The sequence below is a fragment of the Bacillota bacterium genome, from assembly GCA_024653485.1.
GTDB lineage: Bacteria > Bacillota > SHA-98 > UBA4971 > UBA4971 > UBA6256.
Window position 1 is genome coordinate 117616 of the sequence record JANLFY010000004.1, and the last position, 16861, is coordinate 134476.

12 protein-coding genes are annotated in these 16861 nt (G+C 60.8%); 10 read left to right on the plus strand and 2 right to left on the minus strand.

Annotated features, from left to right (window positions below):
- Nucleotides 1-102 precede the first annotated feature (102 nt).
- From NUW12_04455 to NUW12_04480, 6 genes are all read left to right on the plus strand, one after another.
- Nucleotides 103-1047 carry a sugar ABC transporter permease gene (locus NUW12_04455; GenBank protein ID MCR4402022.1) on the plus strand — a complete coding sequence of 315 codons (945 nt, stop codon included), beginning with the start codon at nt 103-105 and terminating at the stop codon, nt 1045-1047.
- Nucleotides 1048-1251: 204 nt separating this feature from the next.
- Nucleotides 1252-2055, plus strand: coding sequence for a carbohydrate ABC transporter permease (locus NUW12_04460; GenBank protein ID MCR4402023.1), 804 nt, complete (start codon nt 1252-1254; stop codon nt 2053-2055).
- Nucleotides 2056-2442: 387 nt separating this feature from the next.
- Entirely contained in the window at nt 2443-3258 is an 816-nt protein-coding gene (locus NUW12_04465) for an ABC transporter ATP-binding protein (protein MCR4402024.1), read from the plus strand.
- Nucleotides 3242-5062: a hypothetical protein gene (locus tag NUW12_04470; protein MCR4402025.1), complete on the plus strand. Its 1821-nt coding sequence runs from the start codon at nt 3242-3244 to the stop codon at nt 5060-5062. The genes NUW12_04465 and NUW12_04470 overlap by 17 nt, the downstream gene beginning before the upstream one ends.
- 1174 nt (nt 5063-6236) lie before the next feature.
- Nucleotides 6237-7511: a hypothetical protein gene (locus NUW12_04475; protein ID MCR4402026.1), complete on the plus strand. Its 1275-nt coding sequence runs from the start codon at nt 6237-6239 to the stop codon at nt 7509-7511.
- Nucleotides 7512-7527: 16 nt separating this feature from the next.
- Nucleotides 7528-8388, plus strand: coding sequence for a HindIII family type II restriction endonuclease (locus tag NUW12_04480; protein ID MCR4402027.1), 861 nt, complete (start codon nt 7528-7530; stop codon nt 8386-8388).
- A gap of 12 nt (nt 8389-8400) precedes the next feature.
- Here the strand turns inward: NUW12_04480 and NUW12_04485 are convergent, their stop codons facing one another.
- Together NUW12_04485 and NUW12_04490 are read right to left on the minus strand one after the other, a co-directional pair.
- On the minus strand, nt 8401-9639 hold the full coding sequence (locus tag NUW12_04485) for an acetate kinase (GenBank protein MCR4402028.1): 1239 nt from the start codon (nt 9637-9639) through the stop codon (nt 8401-8403).
- 69 nt (nt 9640-9708) lie between these two features.
- A complete protein-coding gene (locus tag NUW12_04490) occupies nt 9709-10581 on the minus strand; it encodes a 3-hydroxyacyl-CoA dehydrogenase NAD-binding domain-containing protein (GenBank protein ID MCR4402029.1) in 873 nt (290 codons plus the stop codon).
- 656 nt (nt 10582-11237) lie between these two features.
- Between NUW12_04490 and NUW12_04495 the strand changes: the two genes are divergently transcribed.
- The 4 genes from NUW12_04495 (at nt 11238) to NUW12_04510 (ending at nt 16860) form a co-directional block, all read left to right on the plus strand.
- Entirely contained in the window at nt 11238-13118 is a 1881-nt protein-coding gene (locus NUW12_04495) for a phosphoenolpyruvate carboxykinase (protein MCR4402030.1), read from the plus strand.
- A gap of 547 nt (nt 13119-13665) precedes the next feature.
- A complete protein-coding gene (locus tag NUW12_04500; protein MCR4402031.1) occupies nt 13666-14709 on the plus strand; it encodes an ABC transporter substrate-binding protein in 1044 nt (347 codons plus the stop codon).
- 101 nt (nt 14710-14810) lie between these two features.
- The gene (locus NUW12_04505) at nt 14811-15617 is read left to right on the plus strand and encodes an ABC transporter permease (protein ID MCR4402032.1); all 807 of its coding nucleotides are present in this window, start codon (nt 14811-14813) and stop codon (nt 15615-15617) included.
- A 181-nt stretch (nt 15618-15798) separates the two neighbouring features.
- Nucleotides 15799-16860, plus strand: coding sequence for an ABC transporter ATP-binding protein (locus tag NUW12_04510; protein ID MCR4402033.1), 1062 nt, complete (start codon nt 15799-15801; stop codon nt 16858-16860).
- Nucleotide 16861: the final 1 nt, after the last annotated feature.

Sequence of the window (16861 nt, forward strand, 5' to 3'; positions counted from 1 at the left end):
GCCGGCCGGCCGGGCGGCGTCGGAGAGCGACTGCTGTAGAGCAACCGCTGCAGGAGGAGACGTGTCTCTTGCACGTCGCTTGCTCGATAGGTGGTGAGAGCGATGAACCCTTTGCCTGGCACCCAATCCAACGCCCAACCAGGCTCGGCGTGGTCGCGTGCGGCGGCCCGCCTTCGGAAGGAGAAGGTGTCCGAAGCAATAACCGGCTATCTGTTCGTCGCACCGTTTCTCCTGACGATAGGCACCTTCGTTTTCCTGGCGGCTGTATATGCGCTATATCTCAGCTTTCACAAGTACGATCTTTTCACTCCCCCTGAATTCGTGGGGCTCGCGAACTATCGAAGGCTCCTGGCCGACCGCGACCTCCGCATAGCTCTTCGCAACGTGGTGATATATGCCGCGGGCGTGGTGCCAATCCAGACAGCTGTGGCGCTCTTCCTTGCGGTCCTGGCGAACCAGCGGCTCAAGCTACGAGGGTTCTTCCGATCAGCGTACTACGTCCCGTGCATCACGTCCTCGGTGGCCAGCTCCATCATCTTCATGTGGCTTTACTATAAGCAGGGCATCATCAACTACATCCTGTCGCTCTTGAGGCTCCCTTCGGATACTGACTGGCTGGGAAACCCATCCACCGCACTTCCAGCCATAATGACGCTCGTGATATGGACGACATCCGCGTATTTCATGGTGGTGTTCCTTGCTGCGCTGCAGGACATACCTGTGAGTGTTTGTGAGGCTTCGAGAATAGACGGCGCGAGCACCTGGCAGACTTTCCGGCACGTGACGCTGCCGCTCTTGAGGCCGAGCATATTCCTGGTCGTCGTGCTCGGGACCATAGGGTGTATGCAGGTGTTTGATCAAGTTTACATCATGACGAGAGGTGGGCCGCTCAAGTCCACGATGTCCATCGTGTACCTCGTGTACACTGAGGCTTTCGGTGATCTCAAGTTCGGTTACGGAGCGGCCATGGCCTTCGCTTTGTTTGCGGTCATCTTCGTCTTGACCTTGATTCAGCGGAGGCTCCTCGATATCAGGATCGAGTATTGATTCTCGCGGTCGCACACGTGTTCTGCGCAAGTCTCTGCCAGGCGACCGCACACGGACACACGGACATCGGGAAGGGGAAAGGGAGAGGTGCGAGACATGTCTTCCGATCGTGGAATCCCAGGCTGTGGAGCCTCGGTCGAGCCGTCCCGTCTGCGCACTCGCCTCAAGAGCAGAAGGCACGCATTTGAGCGGCGTGCTGCAAGCGTGGCCATACACGTCTTAGCCATTGTCGTCGCCATCGTCACGTTGGCTCCGTTCGCGTTCACCATATCAGCGTCGTTCAAGACCCTTTCCGAGGTCCTGGACTGGCCTCCAACCTTCATCCCATCCAGACTCAGCCTGGACAACTACAGGGCGGTCTGGACCGTCTCGCCGCTCTTCCCGAAATGGCTTCTGAACAGCGCTCTGGCGTCGACGATCACGGTCACGACGAACTTGTTCTTGTGCTCGCTCGCAGGCTACGCCTTTGCCCGGCTACGCTTCCCGGGCCGAGATGCGATGTTCATGGCCACCCTCGGCACCCTCATGATACCGGGGCAAATCACTCTCATACCACGCTACATCATCGTTCACCGATTGGGGCTGGTTGACTCACTGGCGGGCTTGGTCCTCCCGGATGTCGCCCGCGTCTTGGGCGTCTTCCTGATGGTTCAATTCATGAAGGCGATTCCGAAGGAACTGGAGGAGGCTGCGAAGATCGACGGCTGCTCACGATTCGGGACGTACCGCCACGTCATACTCCCCTTGTGCAAACCTGTGATGGCCGCGCTCGCCATCTTCACGTTCCAGGGCACGTGGAACGATTTCACCTGGCCGCTCGTCGTGCTCAACTCGCCGGGGAACTTCACGCTCGCCCTCGGCCTCAATTACCTGCGGGGCCAGTACTATACCTTTTGGCACCTGGTCCTGACGGGGTCGCTGTTCAACATCCTGCCGATGCTCGTGGTCTTCCTCTTGTTCCAGCGGTACTTCGTGCAGGGGATGTCCATGTCGGGGCTAAAGGGATGAGAGCACGTCTCGCCTGGCGCTGATTGCGCTTGGAGTGGTCGACCGGTCCTGCATCGGCGGCGTGGGTGGGTGTGGGTGGCTTCTGCGCCTGCCTCCATGGGCACGCCAAGACTCCTAACTGTCTCGTCGCGGTTCTCCGCGAAGACCCCGCCAGCTCCGACTCCGACGGTCCCATAGTCCGACGGAGTCCAGCTCAGGACGGCGCAGCAGGACGCGAATGATACGGCCCTGCCCGTCGTCCAACAGTACCGGGCAATGGTCTCGGGTGGGAAGCACGCGGCATGGTTCTTGGGCTGGTCCTGGGCCACGCGTGCGGGGAGTAGTCTGGGTTTCCACGGGTCCCAAAGTGGGGTCGCCAAGGCGACCGAGGCAAGGAGACGGGAAGCGATGGCGATGGAATGCGAAGGTCTTGAGGCGGTGAGCGTCCGCGAGCTCGTCGTGCAGTATGGCTCTGTAGTGGCTGTGGAGGGCCTCTCTTTCGAGGTGGGGCGGGGCGAGATATACGGGCTCCTCGGTCCCAACGGCGCGGGGAAGAGCAGCACGATCAAGACGCTCGTGGGACTTGTGGAGCCCACTTCAGGGGATGTCAGGGTGTTCGGGCACTCGCACAGGGATGAGATGGTCGTAAAGAGCCTGATCGGATTCGTTCCGGAGGATGTCCTCCTCTTCGACTCCCTGACGCCCAGAGAGTTCTTGGAGTTCATCTCCTCCGTTCGGCGTCTTGCTGCCTTTGAGGCAAACGCAAGGATAGAGCGGATGGTCAGGGCGTTCAGGATGGAACCGTACTTCGACAGTCCCATCGCAACGCTCTCGCTGGGCACCAAACAGAAAGTGGCGGTCATCGCGGCGCTCCTTCACGACCCACCGCTCCTCGTGCTCGACGAACCTCTCAACGGGTTGGACGCTCGTACTTCGCGCATACTGAAAGAGCTCGTGAGCCTACACGCGCGCAAGGGCGGCGCCGTCATCTTCTGCACCCACGTCATGGAGGTGGCTGAGCGCCTATGCACGCGGGTGGGCATAATCAACCACGGTCGCATGGTGGGAGAGGGAACCATCCAGGAGCTGCGGGAGCTCGTGCACGCCGATGAATCACTAGAGGACATATTCCTAAAGGTGACAGCCGAGGAGGCCGGGATCGCCGAAACCATAAGGGCCTTGGAAGGCGATTGGGAGGGTGGGGGGAATGGGGCGAAAGACTGAGACGTCGCGCACCGTTCGGACGCGAGCCGACCTATGGCGCATGTCCGCGATCGTCTACAGGGAAGCGATGTTTCAGAGCCTCTACGGTCTCAAGCGGGGAGGCCGGCTCCCCGAGACAAAGGCGCCCGGCGACTTCAGGAGATTCATGAGACAGAGCGCGGTAGTGATGAAGCTGCTTCTCTGCGTGTTCTTGGCGGGCGCCGCCGTGGGAGGTGCTCTCGGGGCCGCCAAGGCCTCCTTTCCGGGTGTGAGCCGTGCTGCAAGCATGGCCGTGGCCGCGGGCGTGTCTCTCCTCTTGGTAGGGTTCATCATCACGGTGATGGCGATGGACATGGTGACAGGGTTCGTCGCGTCGAAAGCCGTGCACACACTGGTGCTACTGCCTCTCTCTCGACATGAGGTGGCGGCCGCGGCGCTGCTCGGATTCCTCAGAATCTTCGATGTCCCTTTGGTGGTAGGCTTGTTGGCGTTCGCCGCTTCCCATGCCGTCCTCGCGCGCTCGTTCGTCGGGGCGATCGCCTATCTTTCGGGAGTCGCGACCGCGGAGGCTTTCGCGGTGGTGCTCGCTTTCGCTCTGGCGGAGCTCTTCTACGCGAAGGTGTTCAATCGGACCGGAGGCGGGCTCCGGAACTTGGCGAGAACGCTATACCTCGTGATGACTATCATGCCTGGGATGGGTATGTACTTCTTGTTCTCCTATCAGGCCTCCCTTGGCAAAGCCATCCTCGCGGCCATTGCAGAGAATCCCTCGCTCGCCGGCGCGCTCCAGTTTTCGTATCCAGCGTGCTTCGGCTTTCTTACATCTGCGGCGAGCGGCGCAGATGGCGCCACGCGCGGGATGCTCGTGGCCTCGGGCGTGGCCTCTGCCGCGTATGCTGCGCTCGCAGCTCGAAGTCTCGCGTGGGTCGGTGCGCGCCTGAGGGCGCGGGCGCTGGGCGGAGTCGCCGGCGCCCGTCGCGGCGTGTCGCGGCCCACTGCTTCGCACGGGAGCTTCCGGGTGAGGCCTGTGACACCTTGGCTGGGCGTGCTCGTCAAAGACATACGCCTCGTGTTCCGGTCGCCGTCTGAGGCGGCTTTGCTGATAATGCCGGCTGCGGCCGTCATTCCCTGGGCAGTGGTGATGGGTTCGAGCGGCCGGCTTCGCGCGGGTTCACTGGGCGTTGTCAGTTTCATGGCCTTGATGGCGGTCACCGCGGTGCCTGCCCTGTTCAACGTGGAAACGGTCGGGCAATCTTACGTGAGAACCCTTCCCGTGGAGGCCCGGTGGACTCTGGCAGCCAAGGCGGCCGTGGCCACGACGACGTACATGGTGTCGGTCGTCGTTCTGCTCGCGATGGCCGCCCTCACAGGGCGGGCGGAGATGCGTGTCCTTGTTACCTCGTGCGGGTCGGGGGCGCTGCAGGCCGCTGCGGGGTCGCTCGTGACCGGGTTCGTGCTCTTGCAGCGGTCAGGATCGTCTCGGAGGTTGGGGAAGCTAGGGAAGTCAGAGCGGCTGGACCGTGGGAAGGGAAGCGTCCGAGACGGCGGCGGCACTTGTGTAGAGGGCGCCACACGGGTCAGCGGCACTTGCGCTAGGGCCGGCGAGGGAGGAGGCGGAGCCAGAGTGAGCCCGTTCATGTCTCCCGGGGTCTATCTGAAAGCCATGACGGCCGGCGGTCTCTTCGTGGCGCTGCCTCATGTCGCGGCGAACGCGGGGCAGACGGCGCTCGGTCTTGCGCCTCTGCCCAGGCACTTCGCGGTCGGCGTCGCGGAGCTCGCATTGGTTGCTGCCGTGACCTTGTCGGACTCGTCAGCAAGGTGGTAGCTGCCGCTCCAATTCTCTTGCTGTTGGGCGCCGTGGTTGCCATAGAGGACTAGGCTAGGAATCTTGCTGCGCTGCTGGGTTTGCTGGTTGCACGAGCACCGCAAATCCATTACATTGAAAATGTAGACCTGGCCGCAGGTGTTTGAGACAACTAGCAAGGTGTGGGTCCGAGAAGAAGGGAAGTACCTGTTTCAGTCGGTCTGGCATGCGGGTGTTGCCATGCGCGCACCGCAGGTAGTCTGACAGGAGGGCGTGGTCTCTGGTCATGCAACAAGAGCAGCTCAGCATGTTCGAGGGCTCAGCTACGGACCTCAGTGAAGGTTGTGATCGTCTATCTGGTTTCGAGGCGCCGAACTCGGTGTTAATCAGTACTGCGTTGCCGTCCCGGACCATCAGTGCTCAAGGTACTGCGGAGCGCTATTCGCACGGCAAGACACCTCACAGTGTGCATGTCTGGTGGGCGAGGCGACCTCTCAGCTCCATGCGTGCTCTCGTCTTTGCCTCGTTGGCGAGGATTAGCAGCGAGGAGGACTTCAAGCGTTCTTTTGATCTGTGTGCGGCACTCGCCCGCTTTCAGCCTGTTCCTCTTGGGGCAGTCATGAGTGCTCGACAAGTACTTGGGGACGGTCGTGTGGTTCTCGATCTCTTTGGTGGTGGGGGGAGCATTGCGTTCGAGGCGGCCCGTCTGGGATGTAAGGCCATCTCCGTAGAACTGAACCCACTGGCAGTATTCGTCCAGCGGACCCTCATGGACTACAGCCAAAATGTCGAGGAGTTGCCCCGTAAGGTCAGACGGTACGGTCATTGCTTGTTGCGTCGCTTGCGCGCCGACACTGCACCGCTCTTTCCATATCGGTCGACGGCGGAAGGGGATACCGTGGCCTACTTCTGGGTCCGGAGCAGCCGATGTCCGAATCGGAAATGTGCCGCGGTCTTGCCCGTGACAAGGAAGGTTCTCCTGAGGTCACGGAGAGGGTCTCGCACTTGGGCTGTGTTCGCCGCATCAAGAGATGTTGGTTGCTTCGAGATTCAGACATCGGACGCGGAACGGTCACGTCACTCCGATACGGAAGACTGGCCTACACGCTGTCCGTTTTGCGGTCAAATGCTCGGGAAAGATGACCTTCACCTGAAGGATGGTGCCTTTTCGCTTACACCGGCAGCAAGGTGTGTCGTGGGGAAAGAAGGCAAGTCTTATGTTCCCTATCGTTGCGAGGAGTTGCCCATCGATACCCTCATCGATCGGGAGTTGTCTGCGATAGGAAGCGCGCTGCCTTCCACGGGGCTACCGCGATGGTCCGGAATAACGAATCCCACGGTATACGGGGTTGTGAGTCATCGGGACATGTTTAGTCCGAGGCAGCTCCTAGTTCTTCTGACTCTCATACGGAACCTACGCATCCTTTATCGGGAAATCGTTGCGGAAGATGGGTTAGAGACAGCGAGAGCCGTCGTTGCTTTCCTATCTGGACTGATAGACCAACTGGTAGACTGGAATTCCTCGTTCAGTATCTGGCTGCCTACGAACGAGCAAATGGGTCGCTCCCTTGCTGGCCCTGGGATGCCTATGCAATGGACGTTTGCCGAGATAGATCCCTGTAGTCGGGGCCCCGCGAATCTATGGGACAAACTGGAGCGTATCGTGCACGCCTGTGAACTCGTGCCTCATTTCGTTCATAAGCCGACTGTCCTGTCTGGTACCGCCACTAGACTCTGTCTGCCCGACTCGTCTGTTGATGCCATCGTCACGGATCCGCCGTATGCTGATAATGTGTATTACTCAGTTCTCTCTGACTGTATTTACACGTGGAAACGCCTCTGTCTGCATGACGTGTTTCCCGGGGAGTTCGCTCTGCTGCAAGCACCTACCGACGAGGAGATAGTCGCCTCGTCGCGTCGGCAGGGAAGTTCAGATCGGGCCATGGAGTTCTACTCCAGGGAGTTGAAGGCTGCTCTTGCCGAGGGATATCGCGTGTTGAAACCCGGAGGGGTCTTGAGCCTGATTTTCTCGCACAGCACGCTTGACGGTTGGGCTGCGGCCTTCTCTGCGGTTGTTGGCGCCGGGTTCACTGTCTCTGCCTGCTGGCCGTTCTGCATAGAGAGGAGGGCGCGGCCGAGGGGGCTCGCGGACGGAGCTGTGCACGCTTCTGCTGTGATCGTCGCTACTAAGGCAGGTGCCAGTGGCAGACGGCGATGGCTCGATCAGAAAGAGCAGGAGAGTAGGCTTTCCGTTGTGCAGAGAGTTCTTCTAGAGGACGGTTGGTCTCCCATGGAGGTCGGCCTCGCGCTTTTTGTGCAGCGTGCAGGCTGGCAACTTTCAGAGAGCCTATCATGGAGTACCGGCGATCGGGAGGACGAGGTGAGAGTTCGCAGTATAGTTGAAACCTGCTACCACCGCACTCGAGAGCTCATCCCTGAATTTAGCCTCAAGTCGCGCCGGTCACTGTGAAAGGGGACGAGACACAGTGTCTGGGGATGTCACTCGCTTGATCACAGAAGTCTGCGAGGCGGGCGGGAGTTTTCCTCAGAAGGTCAACAGGTTGTACGAGAGGTTGATGCCGTGGGATGTGGATACAATTACTGCCAGACTCCGCGCCGCCGGGGTAATCCCAGAGATGTACGCCCACGACTCATCAGAAGAAAAGGTCTATGCCAAGTACTGCGACATCGTTGTCTCGGAGGCGTTCAGAGCAATGGGGTTTCAGTCAGCTGTGAGCAATGTACGCAGTAATGCCGCAGACCTCTGTATCGACGGCCCGGGGTACTCATCGATATGTGATGTGAAGTCCTTTCGATTAAGCCGAACTGCCCTCAACCCTAAGGACTATAAGATTGAGGCCGTGGACAGGTGGCGTAGGAACCAAGAAGCGGACTATGCGTTCCTGGTGGCGCCGCACACTCAGTTTCCGGGCGGTAACAGCCGGCTATATGATGAGGCGATCCGATACAATGTGACACTCTTGTCATTTGCTCATGTGGACTTTCTGGTGAGGACAGCGAGGTCAGCAGGTCAGCGGCCATATCTGCGGCTCATCTGGCAAGTAGGAGAGACCATTCCGGACCCCGCTGGTGTGCGGGGTCCGTCCTATTGGAAGGCTGTGGATGCTGCCGTCGTCAGGGCTTCGGGAGGCAGCGAGAGTGCTTTGGAGGAAGCGAAGCACAGCTACGAAGAGGAGTTCCAGAATCAGGCCCGCCTACAGGTGAAGTACTGGGAGGACCGTCTCCAGGAAATCCGCAATATGCCCCGAGAGCAACTAATCGACAGTCTCGTTCGCGCTGAGGGCATAGAAAGCAAAATCCAGACGATACGGCAGTACCTGAGGTAGCCGAACGGTGGCCTACTGCCTGTGGCGATCTGCACGCATCCGACTATCCGCCGGCAGGGTGGAAACGATCTCCAACGTGTCTCTCGCGATCACGAGCTCCTCGTTGGTGGGAATGACCAGCACCTTGACAGCGGAGCCTTCGGCGGAGATGTCAGCCTCTTTGCCCTTGATGTCGTTCTTCAAGGCGTCGATCTTGACTCCCAAGAAGCCCAAGCCGTCACAGACCCGCTGCCGCATTAGTGGAGAATTCTCGCCTACACCGGCCGTGAAGACGATGACGTCCACGCCGTCCATGGCGGCGGCGTATGCGCCGATGTACTTGCGGATCCGGTACTCGTACACGTCGAAAGCGTCCTTCGCCCGCGGATCGCCCTGGGCCATTCCAGCTTCGATCTCCCGCATGTCGCTGCTCAAGCCCGACAACCCCACGAGTCCACTGTGCTTGTTCAGCATGGAGTTGGCCTCTGCCGGCGTCAGCTGCTCGCGGTCCATCACGAAGAATATGACACCTGGATCCACGTCTCCGCTGCGGGTGCCCATCATGAGCCCCTCGAGCGGTGTGAATCCCATGCTCGTGTCCACAGACTTCCCGTCCTTTATCGCGGCGATGCTCGCTCCGTTGCCGAGATGGCAGCTGATGATCTTGAGGGTTTCCAACGGCCGCCCGAGGATCGCTGCGGCGCGCCAGGCCACGTACCTGTGAGAGGTGCCGTGGAACCCGTAGCGACGGACCTTGTGGCGCTGGTACAGGACGTACGGGATGGCGTAAAGGAAGGCGTGCCTAGGCATGGTCGAGTGGAAAGCCGTATCGAACACCGCAACCTGAGGTACGCCCGGCATCAGCGCTTCCGCCGCCGCGATGCCTGTCAAATTCGGCGGATTGTGAAGCGGCGCAAGGTCGATGCAGTCGCGCAACGCCTTCTTCACTTCTTCGGTTATGAGCACAGACCCGGTGAACGATTCCCCCCCATGGACCACGCGGTGCCCAACCGCCGCGATCTCGCTGATATCTCGTATGACGCCGTGCTCATGGTGAGTGAGCACGGCTAGGACCTTACCGATGGCGGTGGTGTGATCCAGGATGGGCGCAACTTGCTTGACCGGCTGCCGCCCTGCCGGCCTATGCGTCAGGATCGCGTCGTCGGAGCCGATCCGCTCCACCAGTCCTTTCGCCATCACCGACTCGTCATCCATGTTGAATAGCTGGTACTTGACAGATGAGCTACCGCAATTGAGTACGAATACCTTCATGGCGCTGCCTCCTGACGGATGTCGCTCTATGATGCCGCATCAAGACGCCGAAGTGGAAAGCCGCGTACGTCAATCGACGAGGTTTCCGTCCGCGTCGTACTTGAAAAACCCCTGCCCGGTCTTCACGCCCAAGTGCCCGGCGCGCACCAGCTTTCTCAGAAGCGGGCACGGTCTGAACTTGGGATCCCCCAAGTCGCGGAAGAGCCGGTCCATGAAAGCGAGTACCGTGTCCAGACCCATGCGGTCCGCAAGCTCGAGCGGCCCTTTGCCCAAGTCGAAACCTAGCTTCATCGCCGTGTCGATGCCCTTCGCCGACGCGACTCCCTCCATGAGGGTGTACATCGCCTCGTTGAGGAGCGGTGCCAGTACCCTCGTAGTGACGAAACCCGGCGACTCGTGGACCTCCACCCCTGTCTTCCTGAGGCTCGTCACGAACTTGCTCGCCGTGGCAAAAGTTTCGTCGGACGTCTTCAGGCCCCGAACTATCTCCACGAGCTTGATCTTGTTCACGGGGTTCAAGAAGTGAAGACCGATGACTCTGTCGGGCCTTCGGGTGACCTCCGCGAGCTCCGTCACGCTCAGGGTGGACGTGTTCGTCGCGAACACCACGCCTTCAGGGCAGGTATTGTCGAGCGCTCGGAAGACCTCCTTCTTGACATCGGGGTCTTCCACTACCGCCTCGATCACGAGGTCAGCGGGGGCGATGGCGGCCAGTTGCGAGCTGGGGCGGATGCGGGCGAGGGTGACCCTCTTCTCGGCCTCCGTGATCGCCCATTTCTCCAGCTTCTTGTTGAGACTCGCCTCAATTCGGTTCCGTGCTTCTTCGATGAGATCCTCTGTGCGGTCTACGAGGATGACTTCGTATCCTCTCTCCGCAACACACTCAGCGATGCCGCATCCCATTGTGCCAGCGCCCACGATGCCGACCTTCCGAACGTCCACTGCCCGACGACCTCCCAGGTGTAATGTTTCGAGAATTCCTCCGGCGACTAGTCCTCCTCCAGCGACCGGTCCATCGACGACGATTCCATCCAGCAACATGCCTACACGTCCGCCCTCGTCCATCATTGGAGCGTCCCCGGATGTCACGATGGTGCCTTTCGTTCGCTCGGCGAGAGCGTGATTGTGGTCACTTCACTGGAGTACAAGAGCTAGACAGCGCGAAAGCACCAAGACGCTTCCTCGAACCCGTGAGTGCTTCGTCAGGGTCAGGCTCTCGCGCTGGAGCCTTCCGTGGGCTGACATGCAAGACCACGGCGGGTGTCCACGGCTCTTGATACTGGATCCACTTTCGACAAGCTGTATAGCCGTCGGCGGCATACCCGTGCCAATGTCCGGAACGAGGTGCCGTGCACCGACCGGCAGAACCAGCCACTAGCGTAACATTCTCCTGTGTCAGTCAAAACCCTCCTCCATTTTAGACCGGGGGATGTCGTGGGTCAACCTCTTCACAGGGCTTTTACGTGCAAGTCAGCTTGAACATCACCCGAGCTGGTCGCGATTGACTCACACACGGTCTTGACATATAATGCAACACAAGCAGCGTGCCGCTTCAGCGCACCATGCGGCGCCAGGTTGACGTGCCCGGAGGAGAGGCAATGTCCAACATGATCATCTCTTGGCTGCCGCGCCAGGTCATCATGTTTACACGTGGCGCGGTATGCAGCACGACCAGGGAGCTCTTGTCCAGCGGCCTCTTCGGCGAGGTCGTTCACAGTTTCGTCCGCTGGCTGGAGCGCAGAGACTCGCCCCTGCTCGCCATCTTGGAGGAGCCCGACGGGGACGGGGACCGCCAGTCGACACACGCTTCACAGCTCGCACACGATTCCGAGACGCGGATTCGGCGCAGGGAGGCCGTGCTCGTTTCTCTCCTTAGAGCCCTCGCGGCCTTTCCTCTCGAACAAGCTGCCAGGAGCGTTCCCGGAGCCGAGGGGTTCGCGCGGGATCCGCGTCTGCTCCACGAGTTCGTGGAGGCTCTCTACGACTATTGGCGTCGCTTCAACCGTTTCCTCATCTGCTACTCCGAAGCCGACGGCGGCCCGAGCGACATGGCCGGCGCCGGCGTTGGCCTCGACCGGAGGCCGTACCGCACCTTCAACGACACCGTGGAACAGCTCACGCACGTGGTCAGGGCGGCGTACCGGGACATCTGCGAGAACATCACGGGGGATCATCCCCGCATCTACAGGCAGGTGGCCGCTGGGGCACAAGCCGGCCTCATCGCCGTTCCGAAGGACTGGCCGTGTCCTGAGGATTACAAGGGGCTCCGGGACGTGCGCTTCGTCCGCCAGGTCCTCATCGATCCTCCGCTCATCATCGATCCCTTGATGAACAAGCGAACTGGGGAGTTCCTCAGAGTGGACGAGAATCCCCTGGAGGGGGCGATCCTCAGGCCGGAGGAGTGGCTGTGCTATCCCGCCCAGGTCGGCCCCGTGGTGGTGTTCGTGTACTTCCATCACAAGTTCATGGGCCTCGGGTGCTCGCTCGCGAACCTCTTCGAGCTGGCCACGGAGGATCAGGTCAGACGGGGGCCTGACGCCATATACGCCTTCGGAGTCCCGTCCGAGAACATGAGAAGGTTCGGTGAGCTTCCGGCCGTCTTTCACGAGGATCGCCGCAACGACCTCTTCGTTGCGGCCGTCCCCGGAGAGGACAGGTTTGGTTACTTTGGATACCTGAAGAAGATGATCCTCACGCTCCACAACGTCCTCGTCATGAAGAAGCTCGGTCGAATGCCCTTCCACGGGGCGATGACCAGGATCGCGCTCAGGAGCGGGCCCTCGGCGGGTGTCGTGATAGTGGGAGATACCGGAACCGGGAAATCGGAGTCTCTCGAAGCTTTCAGGGTGCTTGGGCAGGATCTCATCCGCGAGCTCCGGGTCGTCGCCGATGACATGGGCTCGTTTGAGGTGGCTCCAGACGGAAGCATCCGAGGTTATGGCACGGAGGTCGGGGCCTTCGTTCGTCTGGACGATCTCCAGCCAGGGTACGCTTTCGATCAGGTGGACCGGGCCATCATAATGAGTCCACACAAGACGAACGCCCGCGCCGTGATTCCCGTGACCAACATCGAAGAGGTGCTGGCGGGATACCCCGTACAATACCTTCTTTACGCCAACAACTACGAGGAAGTGGACGAGGACCACCCGGTCATTGAGAGGTTCTCCAACGCTGAACAGGCTCTAGAGGTGTTCCGGGAAGGCGTGGCCATGTCCAAAGGCACGACGGCCTCGGAAGGTCTCGTGCGAGCCTACTTCGCTAACATCTTCGGGCCACCGCAGTACCGCGACTTGCATGAAACCTTGGCAAGACGGGTCTTCCATGCGGCCTTCAAGGCGGGGGTGTACGTCGGGCAAGTCCGCACCAGGCTGGGCATCCCCGGTTGGGAGCTGGCAGGACCGGAGGGTGCGGCCAAGGCCCTTTTCGACCTGATCTCAGGCTCCGGAGGCTCCTCCAAAGCGCGGCACTCTCGTATATAGCCCCTCGTGTCTCTTCGCGTCTCTCTGCGTCTCTCCCGGTGCGGCTCAGGTGAACTCGTTAGCCGCCCGATGATCCTTGGGCTACCTGCTCTTCTGCCTGCCACCTGGCTCCTCGCGCCTCACCTTTCATCGCCGAGCCTCATATCATGGATTGTGCACCTGCGAAGCGCGCGCACGCAGCCTGCGACGCGCGGGATCCGCATCCCTCATGGTAGCTCAGCGCCGACGGTAGCGTTAGCCTGGGAGGCCTTTGCGTGAGTCTATCTCGGAGATTGCACGCCGACGATGCGTGCTCTGTCAGAGAGGCACAGTGACGCCCCTGAGCGCGCGAACGCGTGTCGAGGACGGGGCGGTGGATCCCTGCGACGGACGCGGAAGCGCATGCCCCAAGGAGAGGCGGGAGGATGTTCGGGGAGGTGATGAGGCTGTGTGACACTCACTAGCACGCCGCTCTAGCTCAGACCGGTAGGTTCCGTGATACTACACCGCGCGAGGCGACCTGGCGGGTTCATCCCGTCTAGACTGGCAGCAGGGGAGGTAAGAGGAGTTGAGGATACGGGCCCTTCTCGTGGTGTTCATATGCGTGCTCGTCGGCGCCGCGGTCGCGCCCTCCGAGTTCGCCATGGGTAAGACCGAGCTCGAGCCGCTCAACCCGGAGGTCAAGGTTACCGTAGGAATGAAACGCGCCCCATCAGACTGTGGCCTCCTCATCGGCAGCTACAAAGGATACTACAAGGAGCTGGGCATCCGTCTCGAAGAGGTACAATTCAATACGGGGCAGGACATGATCAACCTGCTCGGGTCCGGCCAACTTGACGTGGGGTGCACCGTGACCGCGGCCGGTCTGTTCAACGCGATGCTGCGCGGGCTTCCTATCAAGGTCGTGGCTGACAAGGGGACCAACGTGCCGGGCAGGGGCTACTACCGCCTTGTGATCAGAAAGGACCTGGTCGGAAAGATAAACACCGCGGCCGATCTACGAGGGCGTAGGGTGGCGATCGTGGGGACGGCTTCCCTCGACGAGATCGCTCTTGACAGATGCCTCGCCTCAGGTGGGTTGACCACGAAGGACGTGGACCTGCAGATAATAAGGTCCTTTCCCGACATCCTGGCCGCGCTCGGCAGCGGAAGCATAGACGCCGGGATGGTGATAGAGCCGTTCGTAACGCAGGGTGTGGAAAAGGGAATCATAGACCCCTGGAAGGACCCCTCGGAGTACGATCCACACGCTCAGACAGCCATAGTCGTGTTCGGGGCGAGCATGCAGGCTAGGCCCGAAGTGGCGAAGAGGTTCATGGTGGCGTACCTGAAGTCCCTCCGCGACTACAACGACGCCTTCTTCAAGAACAAAGGCCGACAGGAGATAGTGAGAATACTGGCGGAGACCTCTGTCGTGAACGACCCGGCCGTGTACGATAAGATGTTCCCAGTCGGCCTGAACCCCAACGGATACGTGCGAATGAAAGGCATTCAGCTGGACCTTGACTGGTACCAGGCACACGGCCTCATCAAGGGCGTGCTCCGCGCGGAGGACGTGGTGGATAACCAATGGTGCGATTTCGCGGTGAAGGTTTTGGGCGAGTACAAATGACGGAGAGCGGGGTGGGGGAGTCGGCAGCGCGCAACACGGGCCGTGCGCGACGAGGCGACCCACGACGAAGTGAGGCGCGACCAGGCGGCGTACGGCGCAGGGTGCTCGTGCTGGAGGAAGAGCGACAGCCGTCCTTGGCACAGAGAGTGTTCGGCGTGAACGGATTCCTCGTCCGGGCGTTGTACTTCGCCTCCCCTGCGCTCATCCTGGTTGCGTGGGAGCTTCTGGCGCGGGCGGGCGCCGTGGACGTGAGGCTGTTCTCGGCGCCTTCCCTCATTCTCAAGGCCCTCGTGCCTGTGGTGGCGTCGGGGGAGTTGTGGGTCAACACACTCGTGAGCCTGCAGCGTGTCCTACTGGGGTTTCTCATCGGAAGCGGGGCCGGGATCCTCCTCGGCATAACCATGGGCCTGGCCCCGCCTGTGCGTGCAGCGCTTGGTCCGATGGTCGCAGCGACGTTCCCCATCCCAAAGCTTGCGATAATGCCCCTCATATTGCTGGTCTTTGGGTTGGGAGAGGCGTCGAAGGTCGTTACAGTGGCGGTGGGCGTGTTCTACTTGGTGCTGATCAACTCGATGGCTGGAGTAATGAACATCGACAAGATATATCTTGATGTGGCCAGGAGCTTCGGCGCAAGCCGAAAGGACTTCTACCTTACGGTGGCGCTGCCGGGGGCGCTACCGATGGTATTCGCCGGTCTCAAGCTGGGCATGGGCACTGCGCTGCTCCTAATCGTGGCTGCTGAGCTTTCCGCGGCGCGAGCTGGGGTTGGGTACATGATTTGGAGAGCGTACGACATGTTCGACATCGAGCGGATGTTCGTAGGCCTAATGACAATGTCGTTGATGGGATACGTCCTCTCCAACTTGTTGGACGCCATCGAGCGCGTGGTCGTTCCGTGGAAGCACTGACGCTTGATTAGTAGGCAGGTCGGCGCGAACCGTGCCGGCGCAAACGTTCGAGGGACGGCTGACGCACCGACCTGATGAAAGTGAGTCTGGGCTCTGGACGGGCGAAGCGCGGTGGACGATTGCGGGTGGTGAGAAAGTGGTTCGCGAGACCGCGGCGGGGAGTGCCGAAGCTCCCGAAGGGATGCCTCGTCACCGCAGACCGGTGTTGCTTTCGGAGAATACGAAGATCGATGTGCGCGGCATCACTAAGGTCTTCCGGCGACGGTCCGGTGGCGTTCTCGCTCTGGACGGAGTCTCGTTCGGCGTTGCCGAGGGAGAATTCGTGTGCATGGTCGGGCCAAGCGGGTGTGGGAAGACGACCCTCCTGCGTATACTTGCGGGGCTCGACCGACAGACGTCTGGCAAGGTGTACATCTCAGTCGGAGCAAACCCCGAGTTCGCCGAGGATACCGGGGAACTAGTGAGGTATCGCGCTCTGGTCCCCGGAGAGATCGGGCTCGGCCAAGCGGGAGCCTCGCTCGGCTGCCCCTCGAACGCGCTCGGCGGATGCGAGGGGGATCGTCCGGACCGGTCGGGCGGCGGTCCCAATGTGGCCCGGGGGCGTCCGACTCCCGGAGAGGCGCTCTTGTACTCCGGACCGCTGCGTTCGCCGAGGCCTCTCGCCTCTGTAGTGTTTCAGGAGCAATCTCTCTTTCCCTGGATGACGGTCCGCGACAACGTGGAGTACGGCTTGAGGCTGCGCGGCGTGCCTGTGGCACACAGACGCAGAATAGCCGAACACTACATCGAGCTCATCGGTCTTTCCGGGTTCGCCCGCGCGTACCCGCATCAGCTCTCCGGGGGAATGAAACAGAGGGCCAGCGTGGCGCGAGCCTTTGCGAACGACCCGGAGATCCTGCTCATGGATGAGCCCTTCGGCTCCTTGGACGAGCAAACCAGAGTGCTCCTCCAGCAGGAGCTCCTGAGGATATGGGAGCGGTCTCGCAAGACCGCCATCTTCATCACTCATAGCATTGACGAAGCCATCGCCTTGGGTGACAGGGTTATCGTCATGACTGCCCGTCCAGGCAGAGTCAAGGCGTCCATCGACGTGACCTTGCCCCGCCCGAGACAGGTCTCGGAGATCCGTGGGGAGCCCGGGTTCCTTCCGCTCTTCAACACCATCAGGTCCCTTCTTTCTGAGGAAGTCCTCAGGGCAAGGGAGATCGAAGCCTCCTCCAAGCGCGAACGGCTAACGCGGTAGC